Source organism: Phyllobacterium myrsinacearum, from assembly GCF_014138285.1.
Lineage (GTDB): Bacteria > Pseudomonadota > Alphaproteobacteria > Rhizobiales > Rhizobiaceae > Phyllobacterium > Phyllobacterium myrsinacearum_A.
The window spans coordinates 1,604,339-1,626,811 of the sequence record NZ_JACGXN010000001.1; the positions used below are offsets into that span (position 1 = coordinate 1,604,339).

Annotated in this window: 22 protein-coding genes; 18 read left to right on the forward strand and 4 right to left on the reverse strand. The window is 56.0% G+C overall.

The genetic code is table 11. From position 1 onward, the window contains the following. Positions 1-100 precede the first annotated feature (100 nt). From FHW16_RS07965 to lpdA, 11 genes are all read left to right on the forward strand, one after another. Positions 101-652: a protease inhibitor Inh/omp19 family protein gene (locus FHW16_RS07965; RefSeq protein ID WP_182548532.1), complete on the forward strand. Its 552-nt coding sequence runs from the start codon at positions 101-103 to the stop codon at positions 650-652. 63 nt (positions 653-715) lie between these two features. Continuing rightward, the gene (gene zapE, locus FHW16_RS07970) at positions 716-1,897 is read left to right on the forward strand and encodes a cell division protein ZapE (protein WP_182548533.1); all 1,182 of its coding nucleotides are present in this window, start codon (positions 716-718) and stop codon (positions 1,895-1,897) included. Between the two features lie 292 nt (positions 1,898-2,189). Continuing rightward, the gene (gene mdh / locus FHW16_RS07975) at positions 2,190-3,152 is read left to right on the forward strand and encodes a malate dehydrogenase (RefSeq protein ID WP_182548534.1); all 963 of its coding nucleotides are present in this window, start codon (positions 2,190-2,192) and stop codon (positions 3,150-3,152) included. A gap of 67 nt (positions 3,153-3,219) precedes the next feature. Next, the gene (sucC, locus tag FHW16_RS07980; protein WP_182548535.1) at positions 3,220-4,416 is read left to right on the forward strand and encodes an ADP-forming succinate--CoA ligase subunit beta; all 1,197 of its coding nucleotides are present in this window, start codon (positions 3,220-3,222) and stop codon (positions 4,414-4,416) included. Positions 4,417-4,419: 3 nt separating this feature from the next. Next, complete coding sequence (gene sucD, locus FHW16_RS07985) at positions 4,420-5,334, forward strand: succinate--CoA ligase subunit alpha (protein ID WP_182548536.1); 915 nt, start codon at positions 4,420-4,422, stop codon at positions 5,332-5,334. A 184-nt stretch (positions 5,335-5,518) separates the two neighbouring features. Then, positions 5,519-8,521, forward strand: coding sequence for a 2-oxoglutarate dehydrogenase E1 component (locus tag FHW16_RS07990; protein ID WP_182548537.1), 3,003 nt, complete (start codon positions 5,519-5,521; stop codon positions 8,519-8,521). Between the two features lie 47 nt (positions 8,522-8,568). Next, on the forward strand, positions 8,569-9,870 hold the full coding sequence (gene odhB / locus FHW16_RS07995; RefSeq protein ID WP_182548538.1) for a 2-oxoglutarate dehydrogenase complex dihydrolipoyllysine-residue succinyltransferase: 1,302 nt from the start codon (positions 8,569-8,571) through the stop codon (positions 9,868-9,870). A gap of 115 nt (positions 9,871-9,985) precedes the next feature. Continuing rightward, positions 9,986-10,435, forward strand: coding sequence for a VOC family protein (locus FHW16_RS08000; RefSeq protein ID WP_182548539.1), 450 nt, complete (start codon positions 9,986-9,988; stop codon positions 10,433-10,435). A 2-nt stretch (positions 10,436-10,437) separates the two neighbouring features. Further along, on the forward strand, positions 10,438-11,076 hold the full coding sequence (locus tag FHW16_RS08005; protein WP_182548540.1) for a LysE family translocator: 639 nt from the start codon (positions 10,438-10,440) through the stop codon (positions 11,074-11,076). 9 nt (positions 11,077-11,085) lie between these two features. Further along, positions 11,086-11,613: a hypothetical protein gene (locus tag FHW16_RS08010; RefSeq protein WP_182548541.1), complete on the forward strand. Its 528-nt coding sequence runs from the start codon at positions 11,086-11,088 to the stop codon at positions 11,611-11,613. A gap of 33 nt (positions 11,614-11,646) precedes the next feature. Beyond that, positions 11,647-13,053 (forward strand): dihydrolipoyl dehydrogenase, encoded by a 1,407-nt coding sequence (gene lpdA, locus FHW16_RS08015; protein WP_182548542.1) that lies wholly within the window; start codon positions 11,647-11,649, stop codon positions 13,051-13,053. A gap of 72 nt (positions 13,054-13,125) precedes the next feature. On the opposite strand, the gene FHW16_RS08020 is transcribed toward lpdA, so the two are convergent. The 3 genes from FHW16_RS08020 to FHW16_RS08030 all read right to left on the reverse strand — a co-directional run bounded on the left by FHW16_RS08020 (position 13,126) and on the right by FHW16_RS08030 (position 15,692). Continuing rightward, a complete protein-coding gene (locus FHW16_RS08020) occupies positions 13,126-13,443 on the reverse strand; it encodes a hypothetical protein (RefSeq protein WP_182548543.1) in 318 nt (105 codons plus the stop codon). A gap of 143 nt (positions 13,444-13,586) precedes the next feature. Next, positions 13,587-14,654, reverse strand: coding sequence for a TraB/GumN family protein (locus FHW16_RS08025; RefSeq protein WP_182548544.1), 1,068 nt, complete (start codon positions 14,652-14,654; stop codon positions 13,587-13,589). An 81-nt stretch (positions 14,655-14,735) separates the two neighbouring features. Continuing rightward, entirely contained in the window at positions 14,736-15,692 is a 957-nt protein-coding gene (locus FHW16_RS08030; protein WP_182548545.1) for a tyrosine recombinase XerC, read from the reverse strand. Between the two features lie 146 nt (positions 15,693-15,838). On the opposite strand from FHW16_RS08030, the gene rimM reads away from it, so the two are divergent. The 6 genes from rimM (at position 15,839) to FHW16_RS08060 (ending at position 20,150) form a co-directional block, all read left to right on the forward strand. Then, on the forward strand, positions 15,839-16,417 hold the full coding sequence (gene rimM / locus FHW16_RS08035; protein WP_182548546.1) for a ribosome maturation factor RimM: 579 nt from the start codon (positions 15,839-15,841) through the stop codon (positions 16,415-16,417). Then, positions 16,414-17,130: a tRNA (guanosine(37)-N1)-methyltransferase TrmD gene (gene trmD / locus FHW16_RS08040; RefSeq protein ID WP_182548547.1), complete on the forward strand. Its 717-nt coding sequence runs from the start codon at positions 16,414-16,416 to the stop codon at positions 17,128-17,130. The genes rimM and trmD overlap by 4 nt, the downstream gene beginning before the upstream one ends. 14 nt (positions 17,131-17,144) lie before the next feature. Then, positions 17,145-17,672 carry a GNAT family N-acetyltransferase gene (locus tag FHW16_RS08045; RefSeq protein ID WP_182548548.1) on the forward strand — a complete coding sequence of 176 codons (528 nt, stop codon included), beginning with the start codon at positions 17,145-17,147 and terminating at the stop codon, positions 17,670-17,672. Positions 17,673-17,866: 194 nt separating this feature from the next. Continuing rightward, positions 17,867-18,319 carry a 50S ribosomal protein L19 gene (gene rplS, locus FHW16_RS08050; RefSeq protein WP_182548549.1) on the forward strand — a complete coding sequence of 151 codons (453 nt, stop codon included), beginning with the start codon at positions 17,867-17,869 and terminating at the stop codon, positions 18,317-18,319. Between the two features lie 229 nt (positions 18,320-18,548). Continuing rightward, on the forward strand, positions 18,549-19,322 hold the full coding sequence (locus FHW16_RS08055; RefSeq protein WP_432652014.1) for a transporter substrate-binding domain-containing protein: 774 nt from the start codon (positions 18,549-18,551) through the stop codon (positions 19,320-19,322). A 9-nt stretch (positions 19,323-19,331) separates the two neighbouring features. After that, a complete protein-coding gene (locus FHW16_RS08060) occupies positions 19,332-20,150 on the forward strand; it encodes an amino acid ABC transporter permease (protein ID WP_182548551.1) in 819 nt (272 codons plus the stop codon). Here FHW16_RS08060 and FHW16_RS08065 read toward each other — a convergent pair. Beyond that, entirely contained in the window at positions 20,147-20,803 is a 657-nt protein-coding gene (locus FHW16_RS08065) for a DUF1287 domain-containing protein (RefSeq protein WP_182548552.1), read from the reverse strand. The two genes, FHW16_RS08060 and FHW16_RS08065, sit on opposite strands and share 4 nt — an antisense overlap. Before the next feature lie 196 nt (positions 20,804-20,999). Between FHW16_RS08065 and leuC the strand changes: the two genes are divergently transcribed. After that, the gene (leuC, locus tag FHW16_RS08070) at positions 21,000-22,409 is read left to right on the forward strand and encodes a 3-isopropylmalate dehydratase large subunit (protein WP_182548553.1); all 1,410 of its coding nucleotides are present in this window, start codon (positions 21,000-21,002) and stop codon (positions 22,407-22,409) included. The last annotated feature ends 64 nt before the right edge of the window (positions 22,410-22,473 follow it).

A 22,473-nucleotide genomic window follows, 5' to 3' on the forward strand; every position in this document is an offset into this window, starting at 1 on the left:
GGCGGGTTGAAATTTGACCGCGATATCCCTTGTATCGTGGTCTGCAATGCCAAGTCGAATCGCATTTTTTCTGTTTGATGCGTAGATGGAGAGTAAGACTATGGGGACTTTGAACGTCAATTTGCTGGCCGTTGCCGCTGTCGGTATGGTTCTGGCAGGATGCCAGAGTACACGCTTTGACAACGATGGCATGGACCGCGTGACACCTCGGCCAGCGCCCTTGCAGTCTGCGCCATCTGGATCGGTGACACAAAGCCAGCTGCCACCACCCGGCGGAGCCAGCCAGTTTCCGACCGCACCAACGACCGGTAATGGCGCTGCGCCCGGTGCACAGGGCACTCAGGTTGCGTCGCTGCCGCCAGCGAATGCTCCTGATGTTACGGCCGGCAGTGTTGCAGGTGTGTGGAATGCTTCGCTGGCTGGCCAGACTTGCAAGATTGCGACGCCGCAGACAAAGTTCGGTCAGGGTTATCGCGCCGGTCCACTACGTTGCCCGGGTGAACTCGCGAATCTTTCATCCTGGGCCGTGAGCGGCAAGCAACTTACCCTTTACGATGCAGCAGGCGGCACAGTCGCACGGCTCTATTCATCAGGGTCCTCGCGTTTTGACGGCCAGACCTCCGGCGGACAGAATGTGAGCCTGTCGCGTTAAGTCCAAACATGGGAGTGTGCAGCGAAGTTTTGCCGCTGCACACGTCCGGAGACTGCAGTCCGCATGTCGCACGATAATCTGAAAGTGTTTCCCTCCGTGCGTGAGCGCTATGATTCGCTCGTGCAGGCCGGGGATATCGATGCGGATCCAGCGCAACGACAGCTTGCCGACCGTTTTGACCGTTTGATCCGGGAGCTCGCGACCAAGCGTCTAGCCACCAAATCGAGTGCACTGGGCTGGCTATTCAGCCGCCGGTCGCCGCGGCATGAAGTGATCAAGGGTCTTTATATCTTTGGCGAGGTTGGGCGCGGCAAGACCATGCTCATGGACATGTTTCACCAGCTCGTTCCGGCCAAGCGTAAGCGCCGCGCGCATTTTCTTGATTTCATGGCCGATGTTCACGAGCGCATCAACGCGCACCGCAAGGCGCACAAGAACGGCGAGACCAAACAGGATGATCCGATCCCTCCGGTGGCCGATGCTTTGGCGGAGCAGGCGTGGGTGTTGTGTTTTGATGAATTCACGGTGACGGATATCGCCGACGCGATGATCCTGTCGCGACTGTTCCGGGCGCTGTTCGAGCGCGGTGTGGTTCTGGTGGCCACGTCGAATGTGGAGCCGGACAATCTCTATCGCGACGGGCTCAATCGCCAGCTGTTCCTGCCGTTCATCGATCTGCTGAAAGTGCATGTCGATGTGGTCAATCTTGATGCGCGTACCGACTACAGGCTGGAAAAGCTGAACCGGATGCCCGTCTATCTCTCGCCACTGGGTGAGGAAGCAACGCGCAAGATGGATGATGCCTGGCACGCCGCAACCGATGGTGCCGCGGTGGCATCGGACAGTTTCAAGGTGAAAGGGCGCAATGTTATTGTTCCGCAGGCCGCGCGGCATGTGGCGCGGTTCACATTTGCCGATCTTTGCTCAAAGCCGCTTGGTGCACTGGATTATGCCGCCATTATATCGCGCTATCAGACCATTTTTATCGATGATGTGCCGATTCTCGATTACGCCAGACGCAATGAGGCGAAGCGCTTCATTATTTTGATCGACATCTTGTATGATCATCATGTGCATGCGGTGATTTCCGCAGCGGCTTCGCCAGATAAGCTCTATGAGGCGAAGCTTGGTACGGAAGCATTTGAGTTTGACCGCACCGCCTCTCGCCTTTTTGAAATGCAGAGCGAGGATTACCTGGCCGAAGCAACGGAAGCTCCGGGCCAGCCGAAACCGGCAGAGGCCTGAACTGCTATCAAATGACTGTGATACGGGTCGCCCTTATTTCATCATTTTGATATGTTGCCTATGTTAGATAACGCCAGAAAATCCTTCCCCAAGCTAAATTCAATTGACGTTTACGTAAATCCCATCAAATCTAAACGATTGAATTTATTGAGGTGAAAATTTTTGGTTGAGTTATTTTTGAAAGAGGAATATTCGAACGTCCCAACGCAAAGGCGCATGGTCATGGGCTCTGCCCAACGTCGTCGATGTCCTTTGGCGTCCGTCCAGACTTCAGATCAGGGAAGTAACCAGCATGGCACGTAACAAAATCGCCCTCATCGGTTCAGGCATGATCGGTGGCACATTGGCACATTTGATCGGACTCAAGGAGCTCGGTGATATTGTGCTCTTCGACATCGCAGAAGGTACGCCTCAGGGCAAAGGGCTCGACATCGCCCAGTCGTCACCGGTGGATGACTTCGATGCCAAGCTTGTCGGCGCCAATGACTATGCGGCAATTGGAGGTTCGGATGTGGTCATCGTCACTGCAGGTGTGCCGCGCAAGCCCGGTATGAGCCGCGACGACCTGCTTGGCATCAACCTCAAGGTCATGGAACAGGTTGGAGCGGGCATCAAGAAATACGCCCCCAACGCATTCGTCATCTGCATCACCAATCCGCTTGATGCGATGGTCTGGGCCCTGCAGAAGTTTTCCGGCCTGCCGAAGAACATGGTTGTTGGCATGGCAGGCATCCTCGACAGCGCCCGTTTCCGCTATTTCCTTGCTGACGAGTTCAAGGTTTCGGTTGAAGACGTCACTGCATTTGTTCTCGGTGGTCACGGCGACTCGATGGTGCCGCTGACCCGTTACTCGACTGTTGCCGGCATTCCGCTGCCGGATCTGGTCAAGATGGGCTGGACCAGCCAGGAAAAGCTCGACCAGATTGTTCAGCGCACCCGTGATGGCGGCGCGGAAATCGTCGGTCTGCTGAAGACCGGTTCGGCCTTTTACGCACCGGCATCCTCCGCCGTCCAGATGGCTGAAGCCTTCCTGAAGGACAAGAAGCGCGTTCTGCCTGTTGCAGCGCACCTCTCTGGCCAATACGGCGTCAAGGACATGTATGTCGGCGTGCCTGTTATTATCGGTGCCGGCGGCGTTGAGCGCGTCATCGAAATCGACCTGAACAAAGCAGAAGAGAAGCAGTTCGAGGCCTCTGTGGCTTCCGTTGCCGGTCTCTGTGAAGCCTGTATCGCAATCGCACCGAACCTTAAGTAAGGCGGCTCGAAACGTTCTGAAACGATCCAGCGTTCACGCCCGGATTTTTCGTAGAGGAAGTTAACTTATGAATATTCACGAATATCAGGCCAAGCGTCTGCTGCACTCTTTTGGTGCGCCGATTGCCAACGGCGTTGCCGTTTACTCCGTCGAACAGGCGGAAGAATGGGCAAAGACGTTGCCCGGCCCGCTTTATGTGGTGAAGAGCCAGATTCATGCGGGCGGCCGCGGCAAAGGCAAGTTCAAGGAGCTCGGCCCGGATGCAAAGGGCGGTGTTCGCCTTTCCAAGTCGGTCGAGGAAGTTGTCGCCAACGCCAAAGAAATGCTGGGTAACACGCTTGTAACCAAGCAGACCGGCCCGGCTGGCAAGCAGGTCAACCGCCTCTACATCGAAGACGGCGCGGACATTGACCGCGAGCTTTATCTTTCGATCCTCGTCGACCGTACGGTTGGCCGTCCGGCTTTCGTGGTTTCCACGGAAGGCGGCATGGACATCGAAGCCGTAGCGCATGACACGCCGGAAAAGATCATCACCGTGGCGATTGATCCGGACAAGGGCGTTACTGCACAGGATATCGCCACGATCAGCGACGCTTACGGCCTGACAGGTGAAGCCCGCAAGGACGGCGAGACGCTGTTCCCGATCCTCTATAAGGCCTTCACCGAGAAGGACATGAGCCTGCTGGAAGTCAACCCGCTGATCGTCATGAAAGATGGCCGTCTGCGCGTTCTCGATGCCAAGGTCTCCTTCGATGGCAACGCTCTGTTCCGTCACCCGGACGTGGTTGAACTGCGCGACACTTCGGAAGAGGACGCCAAGGAAATCGAGGCATCCAAGTACGATCTCGCCTATGTGGCCCTCGACGGCAATATCGGCTGCATGGTCAACGGTGCCGGTCTCGCCATGGCAACGATGGACATTATCAAGCTGTATGGTGCAGAACCTGCAAACTTCCTCGATGTTGGCGGCGGCGCCAGCAAGGAGAAGGTAACGGCTGCATTCAAGATCATCACCGCCGATCCAGCGGTTGAGGGTATCCTGATCAATATCTTTGGCGGCATCATGAAGTGCGATGTGATTGCCGAAGGTGTGATCGCTGCGGTCAAGGAAGTGGGTCTCAAGGTGCCGCTGGTTGTCCGCCTTGAAGGCACCAATGCCGAACTCGGCAAGAAGATCATCAATGAAAGCGGTCTGAATGTCGTTTCTGCGGACGATCTCGATGATGCGGCGCAGAAAATCGTCAAGGCTGTGAAGGGGAACTGAGGCATGTCTATTCTTATAAACAAGGACACCAAGGTTCTCGTTCAGGGCCTGACTGGCAAGACCGGTACATTTCACACCGAACAGGCTCTGGCCTATTACGGCACCCAGATGGTTGGCGGTATTCACCCAAAAAAGGGCGGCGAGACCTGGGAAGGCAAGCTGCCGACCGGTGCTGGCGCCCAGCTGCCGATCTTCGCATCGGTTGCCGAAGGCAAGGACCGCACCGGTGCCAACGCATCGGTGATCTATGTGCCGCCGGCAGGTGCCGCTGAAGCCATCATCGAAGCGATTGACGCGGAAATCCCGCTGATCATCTGCATCACCGAAGGCATCCCGGTCATCGATATGGTTCGCGTCAAGGCTCGCCTCGACCGTTCCGCATCGCGTCTGATCGGCCCGAATTGCCCGGGTGTTCTCACTCCTGAAGAATGCAAGATCGGCATCATGCCGGGCAATATCTTCCAGAAGGGTTCGGTGGGTGTTGTATCCCGCTCCGGCACACTTACTTATGAAGCAGTGTTCCAGACGACAAATGAAGGCCTCGGCCAGACAACTGCAGTGGGTATCGGCGGCGATCCTGTAAAGGGCACCGAATTCATCGACATTCTGGAGATGTTCCTTGCTGACGAAGCGACCAAGTCGATCATCATGATCGGCGAAATCGGCGGTTCGGCCGAGGAAGATGCTGCCCAGTTCATTGCTGACGAAGCCAAGCGCGGCCGCAAGAAGCCAATGGCCGGTTTCATTGCCGGACGCACGGCTCCTCCCGGACGCACCATGGGCCATGCGGGCGCGGTTATTTCGGGCGGCAAGGGCGGCGCGGAAGACAAGATCGCTGCCATGGAAGCGGCAGGCATCCGTGTTTCGCCATCACCGGCACAGCTCGGCAAGACGTTGGTTGAAGTCCTCAAGGGCTGAAACCGGTGAAGGGCAGTTTTTTGCCCTGATTGAAATCTAAGATCGATCGGGGCGGCTTCCGCCCTGATCATTCGACGGGGATTTCCCGGCAAGGGCCGGGAACCTCAACCCAGAGTGTTCCCGGGTCACGACGATCCCGGGCGCTCTCATCAAAGGAGACGGAGCGGGTGCTCCGGTCAGACACATGGCACGTCAAGAACAGGCCAACGACATTTTCGCGCTCACATCATTTCTCTATGGTGGCAACGCCCACTATATCGAGGAACTGCACGCCCAGTACGAGAAGGACCCGACGTCGGTTGATCCCGAATGGCAGGAATTCTTCGTCAATCTCAATGATACCAAAGCCGATGTCATCAAGAATGCGCAGGGCGCATCCTGGGAGAAGCCAAACTGGCCGATCGCCGGTAATGGCGAGCTGGTTTCAGCACTCGACGGCAACTGGGGTGAAGTTGAAAAACACATCACCGACAAGCTGAAGGCCAAGACTGGCAATGGTGCCGCTGCACCGGTTGCCGCTAAAGTATCGGATTCAGACATCATACACGCGGCGCGCGATTCCGTACGCGCCATCATGATGATCCGCGCCTACCGCATGCGCGGTCACTTGCACGCCAAGCTTGATCCGCTGGGTCTGGCCGAAGTCAAGGAAGACTATAACGAGCTGTCGCCAGAGAGCTATGGTTTCTCGCCTGCGGACTATGATCGCAAAATCTTCATCGACAATGTGCTGGGTCTCGAATACGCGACGATCCCGCAGATGCTCGACATCCTGCAGCGCACCTACTGCTCGACCATCGGCGTTGAGTTCATGCATATTTCCGATCCAGTGGAAAAGTCCTGGATTCAGGAACGCATCGAAGGTCCCGACAAGGGCGTTGCCTTCACCGCTGAAGGCAAGAAGGCCATTTTGTCGAAGCTGATCGAGGCCGAAGGCTTCGAGCAGTTCATCGACGTCAAGTACAAGGGCACGAAGCGTTTTGGTCTGGATGGCGGCGAATCGCTGATCCCTGCGCTGGAGCAGATCGTCAAGCGCGGCGGCTCCATGGGCCTCAAGGAAATTGTCCTGGGTATGGCGCATCGCGGCCGTCTCAATGTGCTCAGCCAGTTCATGCGCAAGCCGCACCGCGCGATCTTCCACGAATTCAAGGGCGGTTCCTACGCGCCGGATGACGTTGAAGGTTCGGGCGACGTGAAATACCATCTGGGTGCGTCGTCAGATCGCGAGTTCGATGGCAACAAGGTTCACCTGTCGCTGACAGCCAACCCGTCCCATCTGGAAATCGTCAATCCGGTCGTGATGGGCAAGGCTCGTGCCAAGCAGGACATTCTTGCCGGACGTGAGCGTGACGACATGGTGCCGCTCTCCGAGCGTGCCAAGATCATGCCGCTGCTGCTGCATGGCGATGCGTCATTTGCAGGTCAGGGCGTGGTTGCCGAATGCCTTGGCCTTTCGGGCCTGCGCGGTCACCGCGTCGGCGGAACAGTGCACTTCATTATCAACAACCAGATCGGTTTCACCACCAATCCGCGCCTGTCGCGTTCCTCGCCTTATCCATCCGATGTGGCGAAGATGATCGAGGCGCCGATTTTCCACGTCAATGGTGACGATCCTGAAGCTGTGGTCTATGTGGCGAAGATTGCCACGGAATATCGCATGACGTTCCACAAGCCCGTCGTCATCGACATGTTCTGCTATCGCCGCTTTGGTCACAACGAAGGTGATGAGCCTGCGTTCACGCAGCCGCTGATGTACAAGACCATCCGTGGTCAGAAGACAACGGTCCAGCTCTACTCCGCCAAGCTGATCGAGCAAGGTCTGCTGACTGAAGCCGAAGTGGACGCGATGCGGGCCGCATGGCGCGACAATCTCGAACAGGAATTCGAGGCAGGTCAGCATTACAAGCCCAACAAGGCTGACTGGCTGGATGGTGCCTGGAGCGGTCTGCGTACGGCTGACAATGCTGACGAACAGCGTCGGGGCAAGACCGGTCTTCCGCTGAAGACGATCAAGGAAATCGGCAAAAAGCTTGCAGAAGTTCCGGCTGGCTTCAACGTGCACCGCACAATCCAGCGCTTCCAGGACAACCGCGCCAAGATGGTGGAAACCGGCGAAGGTTTCGACTGGGCGATGGCCGAGGCTCTGGCATTCGGTTCGCTGGCCATCGAAGGTCATCCGATCCGTCTGTCGGGTCAGGACGTCGAGCGTGGCACATTCAGCCAGCGTCACTCGGTTCTCTACGATCAGGAAACTGAACAGCGCTATATCCCGTTGAACAACCTGCAAAAGGGTCAGGCAATCTACGAAGTCATCAACTCGATGCTTTCGGAAGAAGCCGTGCTTGGCTTCGAGTATGGTTATTCGCTGTCCGATCCCCGCGCTCTGACCCTGTGGGAAGCCCAGTTCGGCGACTTTGCCAACGGCGCACAGGTGGTGTTCGACCAGTTCATCTCGTCGGGTGAACGCAAGTGGCTGCGTATGTCCGGTCTCGTCTGCCTTCTGCCGCACGGCTATGAAGGTCAGGGTCCGGAACATTCCTCGGCCCGTCTCGAGCGTTATCTGCAGCTGTGTGCTGAAGACAACATGCAGGTGGCAAATTGCACCACGCCCGCTAACTACTTCCATATTCTGCGTCGCCAGATGAAGCGTGACTTCCGTAAGCCGCTGATCCTGATGACGCCGAAATCACTGCTGCGCCACAAGCGTGCTGTCTCGTCGATCAGTGATTTTACGGGCGATTCCTCGTTCCATCGTCTGCTGTGGGATGATGCTCAGCTCCTGAAGGATCAGGTCATCAAGCTGCAGAAGGATTCGAAGATCCGCAGGGTCGTCCTGTGCTCCGGCAAGGTCTATTACGACCTTTACGAAGAACGCGAGAAGCGCGGTATTGACGATGTCTATCTGCTGCGCGTGGAACAGCTTTATCCATTCCCGGCCAAGGCGCTGATCACGGAACTGTCCCGTTTCCGCAATGCGGAAATGGTCTGGTGTCAGGAAGAACCCAAGAACATGGGTGCCTGGGCCTTTATCGATCCTTATCTGGAATGGGTTCTGGCGCATATCGATGCCAAGCATCAGCGCGTTCGTTATACCGGACGTCCTGCCGCGGCATCGACGGCAACGGGCCTCATGTCCAAACACCTTGCACAGCTCGAAGCATTCCTTGAAGATGCCCTCGGCTCCTAAACCACAACAAACAGAAGTCATCTGACGATCAACGGAAGAGCAAGATCATGGCAACCGAAATCCGCGTCCCAACGCTGGGCGAATCCGTTTCCGAAGCAACCATTGGTAAATGGTTCAAGAAAGTTGGCGATGCGATTGCCGCCGACGAACCACTGGTTGAACTCGAGACCGACAAGGTGACACTTGAGGTTCCTGCCGCCGCTGCTGGTGTGCTTGAAGAAATCACAGCCAAGGAAGGCGATACCGTCGAGGTTGGAGCCTTGCTCGGTATGATCGGTGCCGCCGGTGCCGGTGCTGCTCCTGCTGCGGCCAAGAAGGAAGAGGCAAAGCCGGAAGCCGTTGCGCAGGCATCAGGTTCGGGTGGCGCCGCTGCTTCCTCCACGGCCGAAGCATCTGCCAAAACAGCCGAAGTTGCCGGCGAGCCGGCTGTCACAGCACGCAAGGCGAGTGAAATGCCGGCTTCTCCGGCAGCGTCAAAGCTGCTGGCCGAAAAGGGCGTTTCCGTTTCGCAGGTCGATGGTTCCGGCAAGCGTGGCCAGGTGCTCAAGGGTGATGTGCTTGACGCCGTTGCCAAGGGCTTCTCGGCACAGCCAGCAGCTTCCGCTGCTGCGCCGCAGGCTGCCCGTCCGGCCTCTTCGGCTGACGATGCGTCGCGCGAAGAGCGGGTGAAGATGACCCGTCTGCGCCAAACCATTGCCCGCCGACTCAAGGATGCACAGAGCACGGCAGCCATGCTGACCACTTACAACGAAGTGGACATGTCAGCGGTGATGGATCTGCGCAACCGCTACAAGGAAATCTTCGAAAAGAAGCATGGCGTCAAGCTCGGCTTCATGGGCTTCTTTACCAAGGCGGTCACCCACGCCCTAAAGGAAATCCCAGCAGTGAATGCCGAGATTGACGGCACTGACATTATTTACAAGAACTTTGCCCATGTCGGCGTAGCCGTCGGTACAGACAAGGGTCTGGTCGTTCCAGTCGTACGCAATGCCGATCAGATGTCGATCGCTGAAATCGAGAAGGACATTGGCCGTCTGGGCAAAGCTGCGCGCGATGGCGCACTGTCGATGGCTGACATGCAGGGCGGTACGTTCACCATCTCCAATGGCGGTGTCTACGGCTCGCTGATGTCGTCGCCGATCCTCAATGCACCCCAGTCCGGTATTCTGGGCATGCACAAGATCCAGGATCGTCCTGTTGTAGTTGGCGGTCAGATCGTCATTCGTCCGATGATGTACCTCGCATTGAGTTACGATCACCGTATTGTTGACGGCAAGGAAGCGGTCACCTTCCTTGTTCGCGTCAAGGAGAGCCTGGAAGATCCGGAACGCCTGGTTCTCGACCTCTAAGATTGCACCGGCGGCCCGTTGTCATAACGGGCTGCCCTTGCAGCGTGGTGAATCGGGTGGAGTTGACTTAGTCTTGCGGCCAATCACAAAATGACGTGATGAAAGGCGATTAAAAATGGCTTTTGCACCGAATTTCCCACCTGTCGAACCTCATATCTGCGTAAATGGCGGCCTCGAAGCGATCGCTTTCTATGAGAAGGCCTTTGGGGCTGAGAATACTTTCAAGCAACTGGCCGAGGACGGCAAGCGCATCCTGCACGCCAATCTCTCGCTGTTCGGCGGCTCGATCATGTTGCATGACGAGTTTCCGGAATACAAAAACCAGGGTGGCGAGAACGATGTCATGTCGCCGAACACGCGCGGCGGCGCGAGTGTTGCGCTGAATATCAATCTGAATAAACCTGCCGATGTTGATGCGGCTGTCGAGCGTGCTGTCAGGGCCGGTGCGACATTGATCATGCCGATCGAGGATACATTCTGGAACGCCCGCTACGGCCGTATTCGTGATCCTTTTGGCCATGTATGGGCTTTCAATGCAGCGCTCGAAGCGCCTGCCGGAGAATAAGCATGTCGCACTACATGTATGAGTTTCTCGGCCTCATGGCAGTATTCTCGATCATGATCGTCTCGCCGGGTGCTGACTTTGCCATCGTCGTGCGCCAGAGCATCGTGCATGGCCGCCGCAGTGCTGTTATGACCAGCTTTGGTATTGGTGCGTCACTGCTGTTCCACATCAGCTACACCATTCTTGGCCTTGGCCTGCTGGTGTCAAAATCCCTGTTCCTGTTCGGTATGCTGAAATGGGCCGGTGCCGCCTATCTGTTCTATCTCGGCGTCAAAGCTTTGCGGGCTCCGGGAATGGAAGCGCCCGCTGGGATAGAAGAGGGTGAGAAGGATAAGAATATTTCCGACTGGCGCTGCTTCCTGATGGGTTTTGTTACCAACGCACTCAATCCAAAGCCGGTATTGTTCTTCCTGTCATTGTTTTCTGCCCTGGTCAGCCACGAGACGCCGGCGCTGGTGCAGGCAACCTATGGGTTGTTCATGGCGACGGCACTGATCGCCTGGTTTGTTGCAGTCTCGACCTTCTTCACCATGCAGTCAGTGCGTGAGCGTTTCGTTGCCTGGGGCCGCTGGTTTAATCGAGTCACTGGGCTGGTATTCATCGGGCTTGGCATCAAGCTCGCGACGCAGCAGGCGAGCTAGGGATTGTTGATGGCTGGCTTGTTCCGTTTCCGTTTGGGTCAATCTGCTGCAGTTGTTGTACTCAGCATCGCCTTGTCATCGCCGGCCTTTGCTGCGTGTCTGCAGGACCGCGCGATCTACACCGACCGGGACGATGATTTTACACTGACCTTCAAAAGCGTTCCGGACGATGTACCCACCGTGACGTCGAACGAATTCACAATCCAGATGAATGACAGCGATCTGAAGATGGATGGCGTTGTCATGTGGGACAAGGATGGAGGCCGGCCCAATGCCACAGTTATGTACAAGTGCCCCACGGGTGATGTGACCGGCGAAGAATTGCAGCAATGCACCGTCTGGAAAGGTGTGATCTACGGCTTGAAGGAAGGCGCTGACGCCGAACTTTTGCCGATGGCCAAGGAGCCTTCCGCGCAGGCGCTGCTCCTGCCGGATTTTTCCGGTGCCATGAGCAGCTTCAATTTCAAACTTGAAAAACCCCTTGAGACTTTTCCATGGGAAGTCTTCCGTTTCAAAGAATGCGTACCCGAACAGTAGTTTCGCGTTGCGTCACAGAAGAAGGATTGAATCATGTCATATGACGTCGTCATCATCGGAACAGGTCCGGGCGGTTATGTCTGTGCAATCAAGGCTGCACAACTGGGTCTGAAGACCGCTGTGATCGAAAAGCGCGATACATTTGGCGGTACATGCCTGAACATTGGCTGCATCCCCTCCAAGGCACTGCTGCATGCGTCTGAGGTGTTTCATGAGGCCGGTCATTCGCATGCGACACTGGGTGTCGAAGTCGGCACGCCGAAACTCAATCTGAAAGCAATGCTTGCGCACAAGACTGCAACGGTTGAATCCAACGTCAACGGCGTGGCCTTCCTGTTCAAGAAGAATAAGATCGATACATTCAAGGGTACCGGCAAGGTCGTGGCAGCGGGCAAGGTTTCTGTTACCGGCGACGATGGCAAGGTCCAGGAAATCGAGACAAAGAACATCGTCATCGCGACGGGCTCCGATGTAGCGGGCATTCCCGGCGTCAATGTCGAATTCGACGAGAAGATCATCGTGTCTTCGACGGGCGCGCTGGATTTCGACAAGGTTCCCGGTACGCTGGTTGTGGTTGGCGGTGGCGTCATCGGGCTTGAGCTCGGCTCGGTCTGGGCGCGTCTCGGTGCCAAGGTTACGGTTGTCGAGTATCTTGACAAGATTCTCGGACCGATGGATGGCGAGGTTTCCCGCCAGTTCCAGCGCATGCTGGAAAAACAGGGCATCGAGTTCAAGATGGGCGCCAAGGTAACCGGCGTTGAAAAGTCGGGCAAGGGTGCCAAGGTCACCTTCGAGCCCGTCAAGGGCGGTGAAGCCCAGACGATTAGCGCCGATGCGGTTCTGGTGTCGACGGGCCGTCGTCCCTATACCGACGGACTGGGTTTGAAGGAAGCCGGTGTCAACGTTGATGATCGTGGACGCGTGGCCATCAATGACCATTGGCAGACCAATGTTGCCGGCATTTATGCCATTGGTGACGTCGTCCAGGGTCCGATGCTGGCACACAAGGCTGAAGACGAAGGCATTGCCGTGGCCGAAATTCTGGCCGGACAAGCCGGACATGTGAATTTCGATGCCATTCCAAGCGTTGTCTACACGCAGCCGGAAGTGGCTTCGGTCGGAAAGACGGAAGAAGAACTCAAGGCAGCCGGTATCGACTATAAGGCTGGAAAGTTCCCGTTTACGGCCAATGGCCGTGCTCGCGCCATGCTGCACACGGATGGATTTGTCAAAATTCTGGCTGACAAGGCGACGGACCGGGTGCTCGGCGTGCATATTGTCGGTTTCGGTGCTGGCGAAATGATCCATGAAGCAACCGTACTGATGGAATTCGGAGGTTCGTCGGAAGATCTGGCCCGCACAACCCATGCCCACCCGACCATGTCGGAAGCGGTTCGCGAAGCGGCCCTGGCAACCTTTGCCAAGCCGATCCATATGTAATCCTGGTTTCATTCAAACATGAAAAAGGCCCGAAGAAATTCGGGCCTTTTTAGTTTCAGTACCAATCCGGCATTAATTGTTGGTTGGAGCCGGTGTGGCTGGTGCGGGTGCCGGCTCAGCCGGGGCCGGGGCTGGCGCTGCGGGTGCTGTTGATGCTGGGGGCTCGGCTGCCGGAGCAGCAGGCGCAGGTGCCTGTGTTGTTGGCGCTGCCGGTGCCGGGGCATCCATCGTTGAGCTGTTGTTCAAGTAATAGTAGCCGCCGATAATCAATGCAGCGATCAGTATCCCTGCAATCAGGAATCCACTCCCGCCTCCACTCGATTGAACCACCTTGGGTTCGCGGTCGGTCTGCGCGTCCACGGGACGTTGCAAATTGGGATCATAGGTCATTTGATGTCCTCCATCACACTCTTTGCGTTCGAAGGGGATAACGGTTCACGGTGTCGTAAGTTCCGATATTATTCCCTTTCCTTACACTGAGTCGGGATATATCGTTGAAAATCATATCGTTATCTGTTTGTCTCGGGCGGAGGCTATTGCGCTGTAACCGTGTATCCCTTGCTCCGAAGGAGGGTTACGAGCCCCTTTTCGCCTGGAAGGTGCAGTGCTCCTACAGCAATAAAGGCATTGCCCTTGTCGATGATTGGCGCAGCGCGTTCCACCATCACCCGGTTGCGGGCATCAACCATTTTTTCTTCAAACGCTGCGTAATTCTCGCCGGTTGCCGTGCCGTCGGGCGAAAGGGAGCGCATGAACGGGAAAATCATGGCCGTGTCGCCATGGGTATAAAGCACAACCATTGTTTCGAACATGTCGGGTAGCTTTGCCGCCAGGTTAAGTGTCTCGACCAGTCCCTCGACATGGAATTTTAATGGCAAGGACGCCATGGCACTGAGCTGATCCTTGATGGTTTCGAGTCCGGTTACTTCCTTGCCCTGTGCCTTGGCATCTTGGGCAAGCTTGATATCGAGAAAGGCCACGCCGCTTTTGCCGCGCTCCAGTTCGCAGGGAGACATGGCGAGCATGCTTGTCACGATCCAGGGCTGCATCTTGTTGAGCGCTGCAAGCGAAAGGCCGCGTGCTGCAAGCCCGGCCTTAACCCCTTCAAGTTTGTCAGCGGGGATGAGTTTTTCCAGTGTGTTGTCATCCGTGAACATCATCAATCCCGGATCTTGTGCCATGACCTTCATGGGTGCCTTGGGATCAAGGACTTCATCCGTTTCAATGACGATGGTTCCTGCGCCCTGGTAAGCGGTCTCGGCTGTATCCGAAAGCTTCAATACGCGCGGATCCGTAAGATGCATGGTTCCGAAGAGCCAGGATGGTTTCGTTCCCGGTTTCTCGATCTTCCACAAAATACCTTTGCCGTTCTGCGTGCTTGCAGCTTCCTTTCGCAAAGCAGCAAGCTTCTCAGGTTCAGTCTTTGCCATTGCGGCGACGAGATCATGTCCGCCGCATGATACATCTTCTGCGCGAGCGCGGGTTGCGGTGAATGCGACAATCAGGAAGGAGGCAAGCAACAGCCAACTGAGGAAAGCCAGAAGCCGCAGTGCATTCTCAGTCATACGATCAAGAAAAATGGTTGGGCCGGTTTGGGTCATGGTCGGTACATATATGGGGTTTGCCAAAAAAGGCGTTAAGGCCAGACTATAGATTGTTTACGTTGATCAATACGAATGTATTCAAGCTCGAGGGTGTGCTTTGTCATAGATCTCCATCAACCGGTCGGTATCAACGCCGGTATAAACCTGCGTTGTTGACAGGCTTGCATGGCCAAGCAGCTCCTGAATAGTGCGTAAATCGCCGCCGCGCCCGAGAAGGTGAGTGGCAAAGGAATGACGCAGTGCATGCGGGGTAGCCGTATCGGGCAAACCAAGCGCGCTCCGCATTTTCTGCATGTCACGCTGGATGATAGCCGGATGCAACTCGCCGCCGCGTGCACCGCGAAACAGCGGTTTGCCCGCTTCCAGCTGATAGGGGCAAAGAGTGCGATATTCGTCGACCACCCGATGAACAATGGGCAGGAGTGGCACCATCCGCGTCTTGCTGCCCTTGCCGGTGATGGGAATGGAGCGAGCGGCAGGGTCTCGCAGTGCGCCGCCATCAAGATTAAGCGCTTCAGAAATGCGCAACCCGCAACCATAAAGCAGGGTCAGGACGGCAGCGTTGCGCGCGGCGATCCAGGGTTCCTCATTAAGCTGTTCCCCTTTTTCCACCACGCGCCGGGCATCAATGGTGGTCAGGGGCTTTGGCAGGGATTTGGGCTGTTTTGGCGCGCGCATGGCAATGGAGGCCGCGGCGTTGGCCATGCCCTGCTTCTCCAGGTAACGCAGAAAGGAGCGGATCCCCGCCAGGCCGCGACCGAGCGTGCGTGCTCCGGCGCCATCGTTGCGACGGCGTGCGAGATAGGACCGTAGATCAGCGATGCGCAGAGCCGCTACATCCTTCAGTGATGGCGGTTCAGCGAGATGACCCGTTAGAAACTGAAAGAACTGGCGGGTATCACGTTCATAGGCCTCAAGCGTATTGGTTGCGAGGCGCCGGGTGTTTTTCAGTGATTTCAGCCATTCTTCCCGAGCTGCAATCAGGTCGGGCCGGGCCGAAACGAGAAATTCGGTATTCTGCGGCTGGACGACCATAGCGATACTCCCTGTTCCAGCTGATAATGCACATCAGACCTTACGGAGTCGTTTCTCTTTAGCCTCTAACTCAGTCCTTCGTACTTGGCGTTTGACCAAAGACGGGGTAATTCGTCGATGAGAGAAGATAGGAATGGAAAAGCCCGATGGCAAAATTGAATGATCCAGTGCAGCTTGCCGTTATCGGTGCAGCGCACGGGACACGCGGCGAAGTGCGAGTGAAGACCTTCACCGGCGATCCCCTGGCATTGGCCGATTATGGCCTGCTCTACGATGTAACCGGTAGAAGTTTTGAAATTTTGGCAATTCGCCCGGCCAATACGGTTGTCGTTGTGCGATTCCGTGGTGTTAATGATCGCAATATGGCCGAGGCGCTGAATGGCACGACGCTGTTCATCGATCGTTCGCAGTTGCCGGAGGAGCTTGACGAAGATGAATTCTACCATGCCGACCTGATAGGCCTTGATGCGATTGATGGAGAAGGCAAACCATACGGCAAGGTCACGGCTATGTTCAATTTCGGTGGTGGAGATCTCATCGAGCTGACCATACCGGGCCGCCGGCCGCTACTGGTACCATTTACCCAGGCTGCTGTACCCCATATCGACATCAAAGCCGGACAGGTTGTCATCGATCCGGCTGCTGCCGGGCTCATTCCCGATGAGAACGAAGAAGAGGAACGGCGCAGGCAGTTGGGTGGTGACGGCGGGAAAGAGCAGTCATGAGCGGGCAAGATGCCGGTTTCCGAGCGACGGTATTGACGCTTTATCCAGAGATGTTCCCGGGTCCACTCGGCGTATCTCTTGCCGGAAAGGCATTGGCGGACAAGGCTTGGTCGCTGGAAACGGTGCAGATACGCGATTTCGCCACGGACAAGCATCACATGGTGGATGATACGCCCGCCGGTGGTGGTGCTGGCATGGTGATGAAGGCTGATGTGCTGGCGCGCGCCGTCGATGCGGTGGCGGATGAAAGGCCACGGCTCTTCATGAGCCCGCGTGGCAAGCCGCTCAGTCAGGAGCGTGTGCGGGAACTGGCCGCAGGTCCGGGCGCAATCATATTGTGCGGCCGGTTCGAAGGTGTTGATGAACGATTGATCGAAGCGCGCGGCTTTGAAGAGGTCTCGATCGGCGATTATATTTTGTCGGGTGGCGAGACAGCGGCTATCGTTGTTCTCGATGCAATTGTCCGTCTTCTTCCCGGTGTGATGGGCAATGCCCAATCCGGCGAAACGGAAAGCTTTGAGACCGGATTGCTGGAGCATCCGCAATACACCAAGCCACAGGAATGGGAAGGGCGCCGCATCCCGGATGTGCTGCTGTCCGGTAACCACGGCGCCATTGAGAAATGGCGCAAGGCAGAAGCTGAAAAACTGACGCGGGAACGCCGTCCGGACCTATGGGACCTTTATCCGCAGATGAAGAAGCCACATAAATAAGCGGGAACAAGACAATGCAGTTTCGGAGCGGGGAAGCCGGTGACGTACCGGTCATTGCTGCAATCGAACGAGCGTCAGCGGCACGATTCCTTGATATCGGCATGCCGGAAATTGCCGGCGATGACCCGACTCCGGAAGCAGTCGTGTTGAAGCGAATCGCTCAGGATCGCCTTTTTGTCGCTGTCGACGTACAACCCGTTGGTTTTGTGATCTTTCATGTGATCGATAACCACCTGTACGTCGAACAGATCGACGTGGATCCACAGTACGCGGGAAAACGTATTGGATCGGCGCTGATCGGGCTGGTGGAGGAGCGCGCTCGCGCGGAGGCCAGAATGGGGCTCCTCTTGTCCACTTTTCGGGATGTTCCGTGGAATGCACCTTATTACCGGCGGCTTGGATTTACTGATGTTCCCGACACGGCATTGAGCCCGGCGCTGGAACGAATCCGGCAGCTGCATATCGAAAAGGGGTTTGATGAGACGCGGAGGGTTTTCATGCAGAAATCGCTTCGGGTCGACTCGAATGGCAATCAGCGCTAAAAAGAATCGCCGCCAGAGGTGACAAACGGACTTTTATGGTGTATTTGGCCGCCAACTCGGGAAAAACCCAAGTCCGACAATCAATGAATGGTGAATTCGCTCCTGCTTCATCAGAAGCATAGAAATGCGGCCAAAGGTGCTGCGTTGCAAGTGTTGAGCGCTCTGACTGTTTGAAAAAGAAAAGGATGAAGACGATGACCGTCGATATTATTCGTCAGCTCGATCTCGAACAGAGAGCAAAAATCGAAGCCAAGCGCGTGCTTCCAGATTTCAAGCCAGGCGACACAGTCCGCGTTAATGTTCGCGTGACGGAAGGTACACGTACCCGCGTTCAGGCTTACGAAGGCGTATGCATTGCGCGTAACGGCGCTGGCATCAACGAGAACTTCACAGTTCGCAAAATTTCCTACGGCGAAGGCGTCGAGCGCGTATTCCCGATCATTTCACCGCTGGTTGAAGGCGTAGACATTGTCCGCCGCGGTAAGGTTCGTCGTGCGAAGCTCTATTATCTGCGCGGCCTGACCGGTAAGGCTGCCCGTATTGTCGAAAAGAAAGACAATCGCAAGAACAAAGCAGCTGTTCCGGTCTCCGGTACAGCGGAAAAAGTAACGGAAGAAACCGTTGCCAAGGCACCTGCTGCTGAATAAGCAAGGTTCATAGTGTGTTCAAAAAGGCGGTCTTCGGGCCGCCTTTTTCTTTTGTGCTGGAGCTTTTCCAGTTGTCATTCGCCGGTTGAAAAAATCATGCTTGCGCGATAGCGAATAAAGCGGTTGCATTCCATTCGGGGATTGACGGGGCCTTTATAAAGTGAAATTTGTGCTTCGCTTGATCAAAACGCAATATTAGGGGTCTAACATGAACTTGCGATCCGTTTTCATGGTGGGGCTGATGCTCGCCGTAACGCCGTTTACCGCTTTGGCGGCTGGGCTGCCCGATCTGGGCGGTAAGAAGGTTGCCGTTGTGACGGAGAATGCCTATCCACCGTTGCAGTTTATCGACCCCAAAACCGGCAAGGCCGTCGGCTGGGAATATGACGCGATGAATGAAATCGCCAAGCGGTTGAATTTCAAAGTGGAGTATCTGAATACAAGTTGGGATGCGATGATTCAGGCGGTTTCGGACAATCAGTATCAGATTGGGATGACCGGCATTACCATCAATGATGAGCGCAAACAGAAGGTGGATTTTTCTGAACCGTACATGCGTTCAGAACAATTTATGCTGGTTCGCAGTGATGAAAAGCGTTTTTTTGATGCAAAAGGCTTTGGTGAGATCAAGGACGGCCTGGTGGGCGCACAGCCGGGTACAACAAATTTCTATGTCGCCGTCTATAACCTGCTTGACGGTAACGAGCAAAATCCTCGTATCAAGCTGTTCGAGACGTTTGGCGCCACCATCCAGGCGCTCAAGACCGGTGACGTCGATGTGGTCTTGACGGACAGCACCGCGGGCAAAGGATATGTTGATGCGTCCGGTGGTGCGTTGAAACTTGTCGGCGGTCCGCTGGGCGCTGAAGATTTCGGTTTCATCTTTGCCAAGGGGTCTGACCTTGTTGGCCCGGTCAACGCGGCGATTGCAGCCTTGAAGACCGACGGCACGTTTGACGCGCTCAACAAGAAGTGGTTCCTCGACTACAAGCTTGGCCAGTAAGGCTGCCTGTTGTCAGTTCCCTCACAGAACAGAAGTCCTTTTGTCAAAAAGGACTTCCCCTGGTGGCTGGTTGTCGCCGTGGCCATTGCCATCGTACTTGGCCTGGCGATCGTGGTCAGCGATATCTATGGTCAGGTGTTCACCACGGTGTCGCAGGGCATCTGGATCACCATCTGGGTATCGCTTCTCGCATTTTTCCTCGCCTCTGGCCTCGGGCTTCTGCTGGCGGTGATGAGCCTTTCAGAACATATTGTCTTGCGCCAGAGCGCACGGTTCTACGTCGAGATCGTCCGTGGAATACCTTTGCTGGTGCTTCTCTTCTACATCGCCTTTGTCGGCGCGCCTGCTGCTGTTGCCCTGTGGAACGTCATCGCGCATCCCCTGCAAAGCGCTGGTCTGTTCGAGCCGCTCCAGGTGCGGGATTTCTCGCTCTTGTGGAGGGCCATCATTGCCCTGACGCTCGCCTATGCGGCATTTCTGGCGGAGATTTTCCGGGCGGGAATTCAAGCCGTCGACAAGGGGCAGATCGAGGCATCGAAAGCGCTCGGCCTGAAGCGTTTCCAGCGGTTCCGGTTGATCGTGATGCCACAGGCGTTGCGCACCATTCTGCCGCCTTACGGCAATGATTTTATTTCGATGGTAAAGGATTCTTCGCTTGTATCCGTGCTTGGCGTCGTCGATGTCACGCAAATGGGCAAGGTCTATGCATCAGGGTCGTTTCGCTTCTTCGAAACCTATTCTGTCGTTGCCTATATCTATCTGATCCTGACGATCAGCCTGTCCCTGGGATTGCGGTGGATCGAAGCGCGCTTAAATGACCGAACCTAAACCGTCCGGGGTAAATATCGGTAATGCCCGGTAATCCTGAATTCGAACAGGCGGTCTTCAAGTCGCGTGCCGGCTCCGATGTTGTGAACCAGAAGTGGGCGCGAGCCATCAGGATTTGCCCTTTGAGTCACGATACCGATGTGGGGAAGATTACCCGGAAGCATTTGCGTGACGATATCGCCGGGCCTGTAGTCCTTCGCTTCCGTGCTAATGGGCAAAGCGGCGCCCGCACGCTGAAAGAACGTTGCAAGGTTGGGAACGCGGCGATGGTCGATGCTGGTATCAGGCCGCTTGGCTCCCCATGATTTGGGATAGACGGCAAAGGCTGTCGCCATGTCGCGGTGAACCCGTTCCTGAAGATCAATGCCCGCCGATTGGCGATAGGCGCGGATAATCACGTCGGTGCAGACACCGCGTTCAAGCGGTACATCACCCATGGGATAGGCGATACGCGTATAGGCAGGATCGTAGTGCACCGTCTGGCCGATCTGGTTTTCAGCAGCTGTGATCAGTTTGCTCGCCCAGGCATCGGGTTCGAGAAAGGGCGTTGCATTCTGAGTCATGGCGTAGGTCGGAAACGGCAGGCGGAGAATACCGGAAATGGAAGCGACAGTGGCAAGGCCACCCAGCACAACAATTCGTCGCGAAACCATTTGGTGTCTCCCTTTTGCCGATCCGGTGTGAAATACAGGGAGAAACACGTCAAAATCATGGACGAGCGGTCATCGATCGCGGCGCTTTGTCGCCGAAATATTACTTTTACCGCTTGTTTCTTGACGTAAGTGGGCACCGAGTGCATATGTCCACGACATAATCTTACAAGTACCTACCATTGCCGAGGATATCGCGATGACTGCGCCACGTACACTCTATGACAAGATCTGGGATGATCATCTGGTTGATCAGCAGGCCGATGGCACCTGCCTTCTCTATATTGATCGTCACCTTGTGCATGAAGTGACCAGCCCGCAGGCTTTTGAAGGTCTGCGTCTTACGAACCGCAAGGTCCGCCATCCCGAAAAAACACTCGCTGTCGTCGATCATAATGTGTCGACCTCGCCGGATCGCGTCAACGGGATCAAGAACGACGAAAGCCGTATTCAGGTTGAGGCGCTTGCCAAGAACGCCCTTGATTTCGGCGTCGAATACTATTCCGAAAAGGATATCCGTCAGGGCATCGTGCACATCATCGGACCGGAGCAGGGTTTTACGCTCCCGGGCATGACAATTGTATGCGGCGATAGCCATACATCCACGCATGGTGCGTTCGGCGCGCTTGCGCATGGCATCGGTACATCGGAAGTCGAGCACGTTCTGGCAACCCAGACGCTGATCCAGTCAAAAGCCAAGAACATGCTGGTGCGCGTTGACGGTGTTCTGCCTGCTGGCGTCACCGCCAAAGACATCATTCTTGCTATTATTGGCGAGATCGGTACCGCTGGCGGCACCGGCTATGTGATCGAGTATGCGGGTGAAGCCATCCGCGCACTTTCGATGGAAGGTCGCATGACCATCTGCAACATGTCGATCGAAGGTGGCGCCCGAGCCGGTCTGATTGCGCCTGATGAAGTTACTTTCGCCTATGTCAAAGACAAGCCGCGTGCGCCGAAAGGTGAAACGTTCGATCAGGCTGTCGAGTACTGGAAGACGCTACAGAGCGATGAAGGTGCGCATTTTGACAAGGTGGTTGTGCTCAATGCTGCTGACTTGCCACCCATCGTTTCCTGGGGTTCTTCGCCGGAAGACGTTATTTCCATCACCGGTGCCGTTCCTAATCCGGACGAAATCACCGACGAGAACAAGCGCACCTCGAAATGGCGCGCGCTCGACTATATGGGCCTGAAGCCGGGTACGCCGATGACCGATATCAAGCTTGATCGGGTTTTCATTGGCTCCTGCACCAATGGCCGCATCGAGGATCTGCGCGCTGTTGCCAAGGTTGTTGAAGGTCACACGGTCGCTCCAACCGTGGACGCGATGATTGTTCCGGGTTCCGGCCTTGTCAAGGAACAGGCCGAAGCCGAAGGCCTCGACAAGATTTTCAAGGCTGCGGGTTTTGACTGGCGTGAGCCGGGCTGCTCCATGTGCCTTGCGATGAATGATGACCGGTTGAAGCCGGGCGAGCGCTGCGCCTCCACCTCGAACCGCAATTTCGAGGGCCGTCAGGGTTTTAAGGGTCGTACCCATCTGGTCTCGCCTGCCATGGCTGCAGCCGCAGCGATTGCTGGACATTTTGTTGATATTCGCGAGTGGAAATAGGCTTCGCGCTTTCTTCCGCCTGATGTCATGAAAACGGGGCCCCAGGCCCCGTTTTTTGTAACCT

Coding starts and splice junctions, on each gene's coding strand:
- FHW16_RS07965 (WP_182548532.1), top strand. CDS start 101: ATGGGGACTTTGAACGTCAATTTGCTGGCCGTTGCCGCTGTCGGTATG.
- zapE (WP_182548533.1), top strand. CDS start 716: ATGTCGCACGATAATCTGAAAGTGTTTCCCTCCGTGCGTGAGCGCTAT.
- mdh (WP_182548534.1), top strand. CDS start 2,190: ATGGCACGTAACAAAATCGCCCTCATCGGTTCAGGCATGATCGGTGGC.
- sucC (WP_182548535.1), top strand. CDS start 3,220: ATGAATATTCACGAATATCAGGCCAAGCGTCTGCTGCACTCTTTTGGT.
- sucD (WP_182548536.1), top strand. CDS start 4,420: ATGTCTATTCTTATAAACAAGGACACCAAGGTTCTCGTTCAGGGCCTG.
- FHW16_RS07990 (WP_182548537.1), top strand. CDS start 5,519: ATGGCACGTCAAGAACAGGCCAACGACATTTTCGCGCTCACATCATTT.
- odhB (WP_182548538.1), top strand. CDS start 8,569: ATGGCAACCGAAATCCGCGTCCCAACGCTGGGCGAATCCGTTTCCGAA.
- FHW16_RS08000 (WP_182548539.1), top strand. CDS start 9,986: ATGGCTTTTGCACCGAATTTCCCACCTGTCGAACCTCATATCTGCGTA.
- FHW16_RS08005 (WP_182548540.1), top strand. CDS start 10,438: ATGTCGCACTACATGTATGAGTTTCTCGGCCTCATGGCAGTATTCTCG.
- FHW16_RS08010 (WP_182548541.1), top strand. CDS start 11,086: ATGGCTGGCTTGTTCCGTTTCCGTTTGGGTCAATCTGCTGCAGTTGTT.
- lpdA (WP_182548542.1), top strand. CDS start 11,647: ATGTCATATGACGTCGTCATCATCGGAACAGGTCCGGGCGGTTATGTC.
- FHW16_RS08020 (WP_182548543.1), bottom strand. CDS start 13,443: ATGACCTATGATCCCAATTTGCAACGTCCCGTGGACGCGCAGACCGAC.
- FHW16_RS08025 (WP_182548544.1), bottom strand. CDS start 14,654: ATGACCCAAACCGGCCCAACCATTTTTCTTGATCGTATGACTGAGAAT.
- FHW16_RS08030 (WP_182548545.1), bottom strand. CDS start 15,692: ATGGTCGTCCAGCCGCAGAATACCGAATTTCTCGTTTCGGCCCGGCCC.
- rimM (WP_182548546.1), top strand. CDS start 15,839: ATGGCAAAATTGAATGATCCAGTGCAGCTTGCCGTTATCGGTGCAGCG.
- trmD (WP_182548547.1), top strand. CDS start 16,414: ATGAGCGGGCAAGATGCCGGTTTCCGAGCGACGGTATTGACGCTTTAT.
- FHW16_RS08045 (WP_182548548.1), top strand. CDS start 17,145: ATGCAGTTTCGGAGCGGGGAAGCCGGTGACGTACCGGTCATTGCTGCA.
- rplS (WP_182548549.1), top strand. CDS start 17,867: ATGACCGTCGATATTATTCGTCAGCTCGATCTCGAACAGAGAGCAAAA.
- FHW16_RS08055 (WP_432652014.1), top strand. CDS start 18,549: ATGGTGGGGCTGATGCTCGCCGTAACGCCGTTTACCGCTTTGGCGGCT.
- FHW16_RS08065 (WP_182548552.1), bottom strand. CDS start 20,803: ATGGTTTCGCGACGAATTGTTGTGCTGGGTGGCCTTGCCACTGTCGCT.
- leuC (WP_182548553.1), top strand. CDS start 21,000: ATGACTGCGCCACGTACACTCTATGACAAGATCTGGGATGATCATCTG.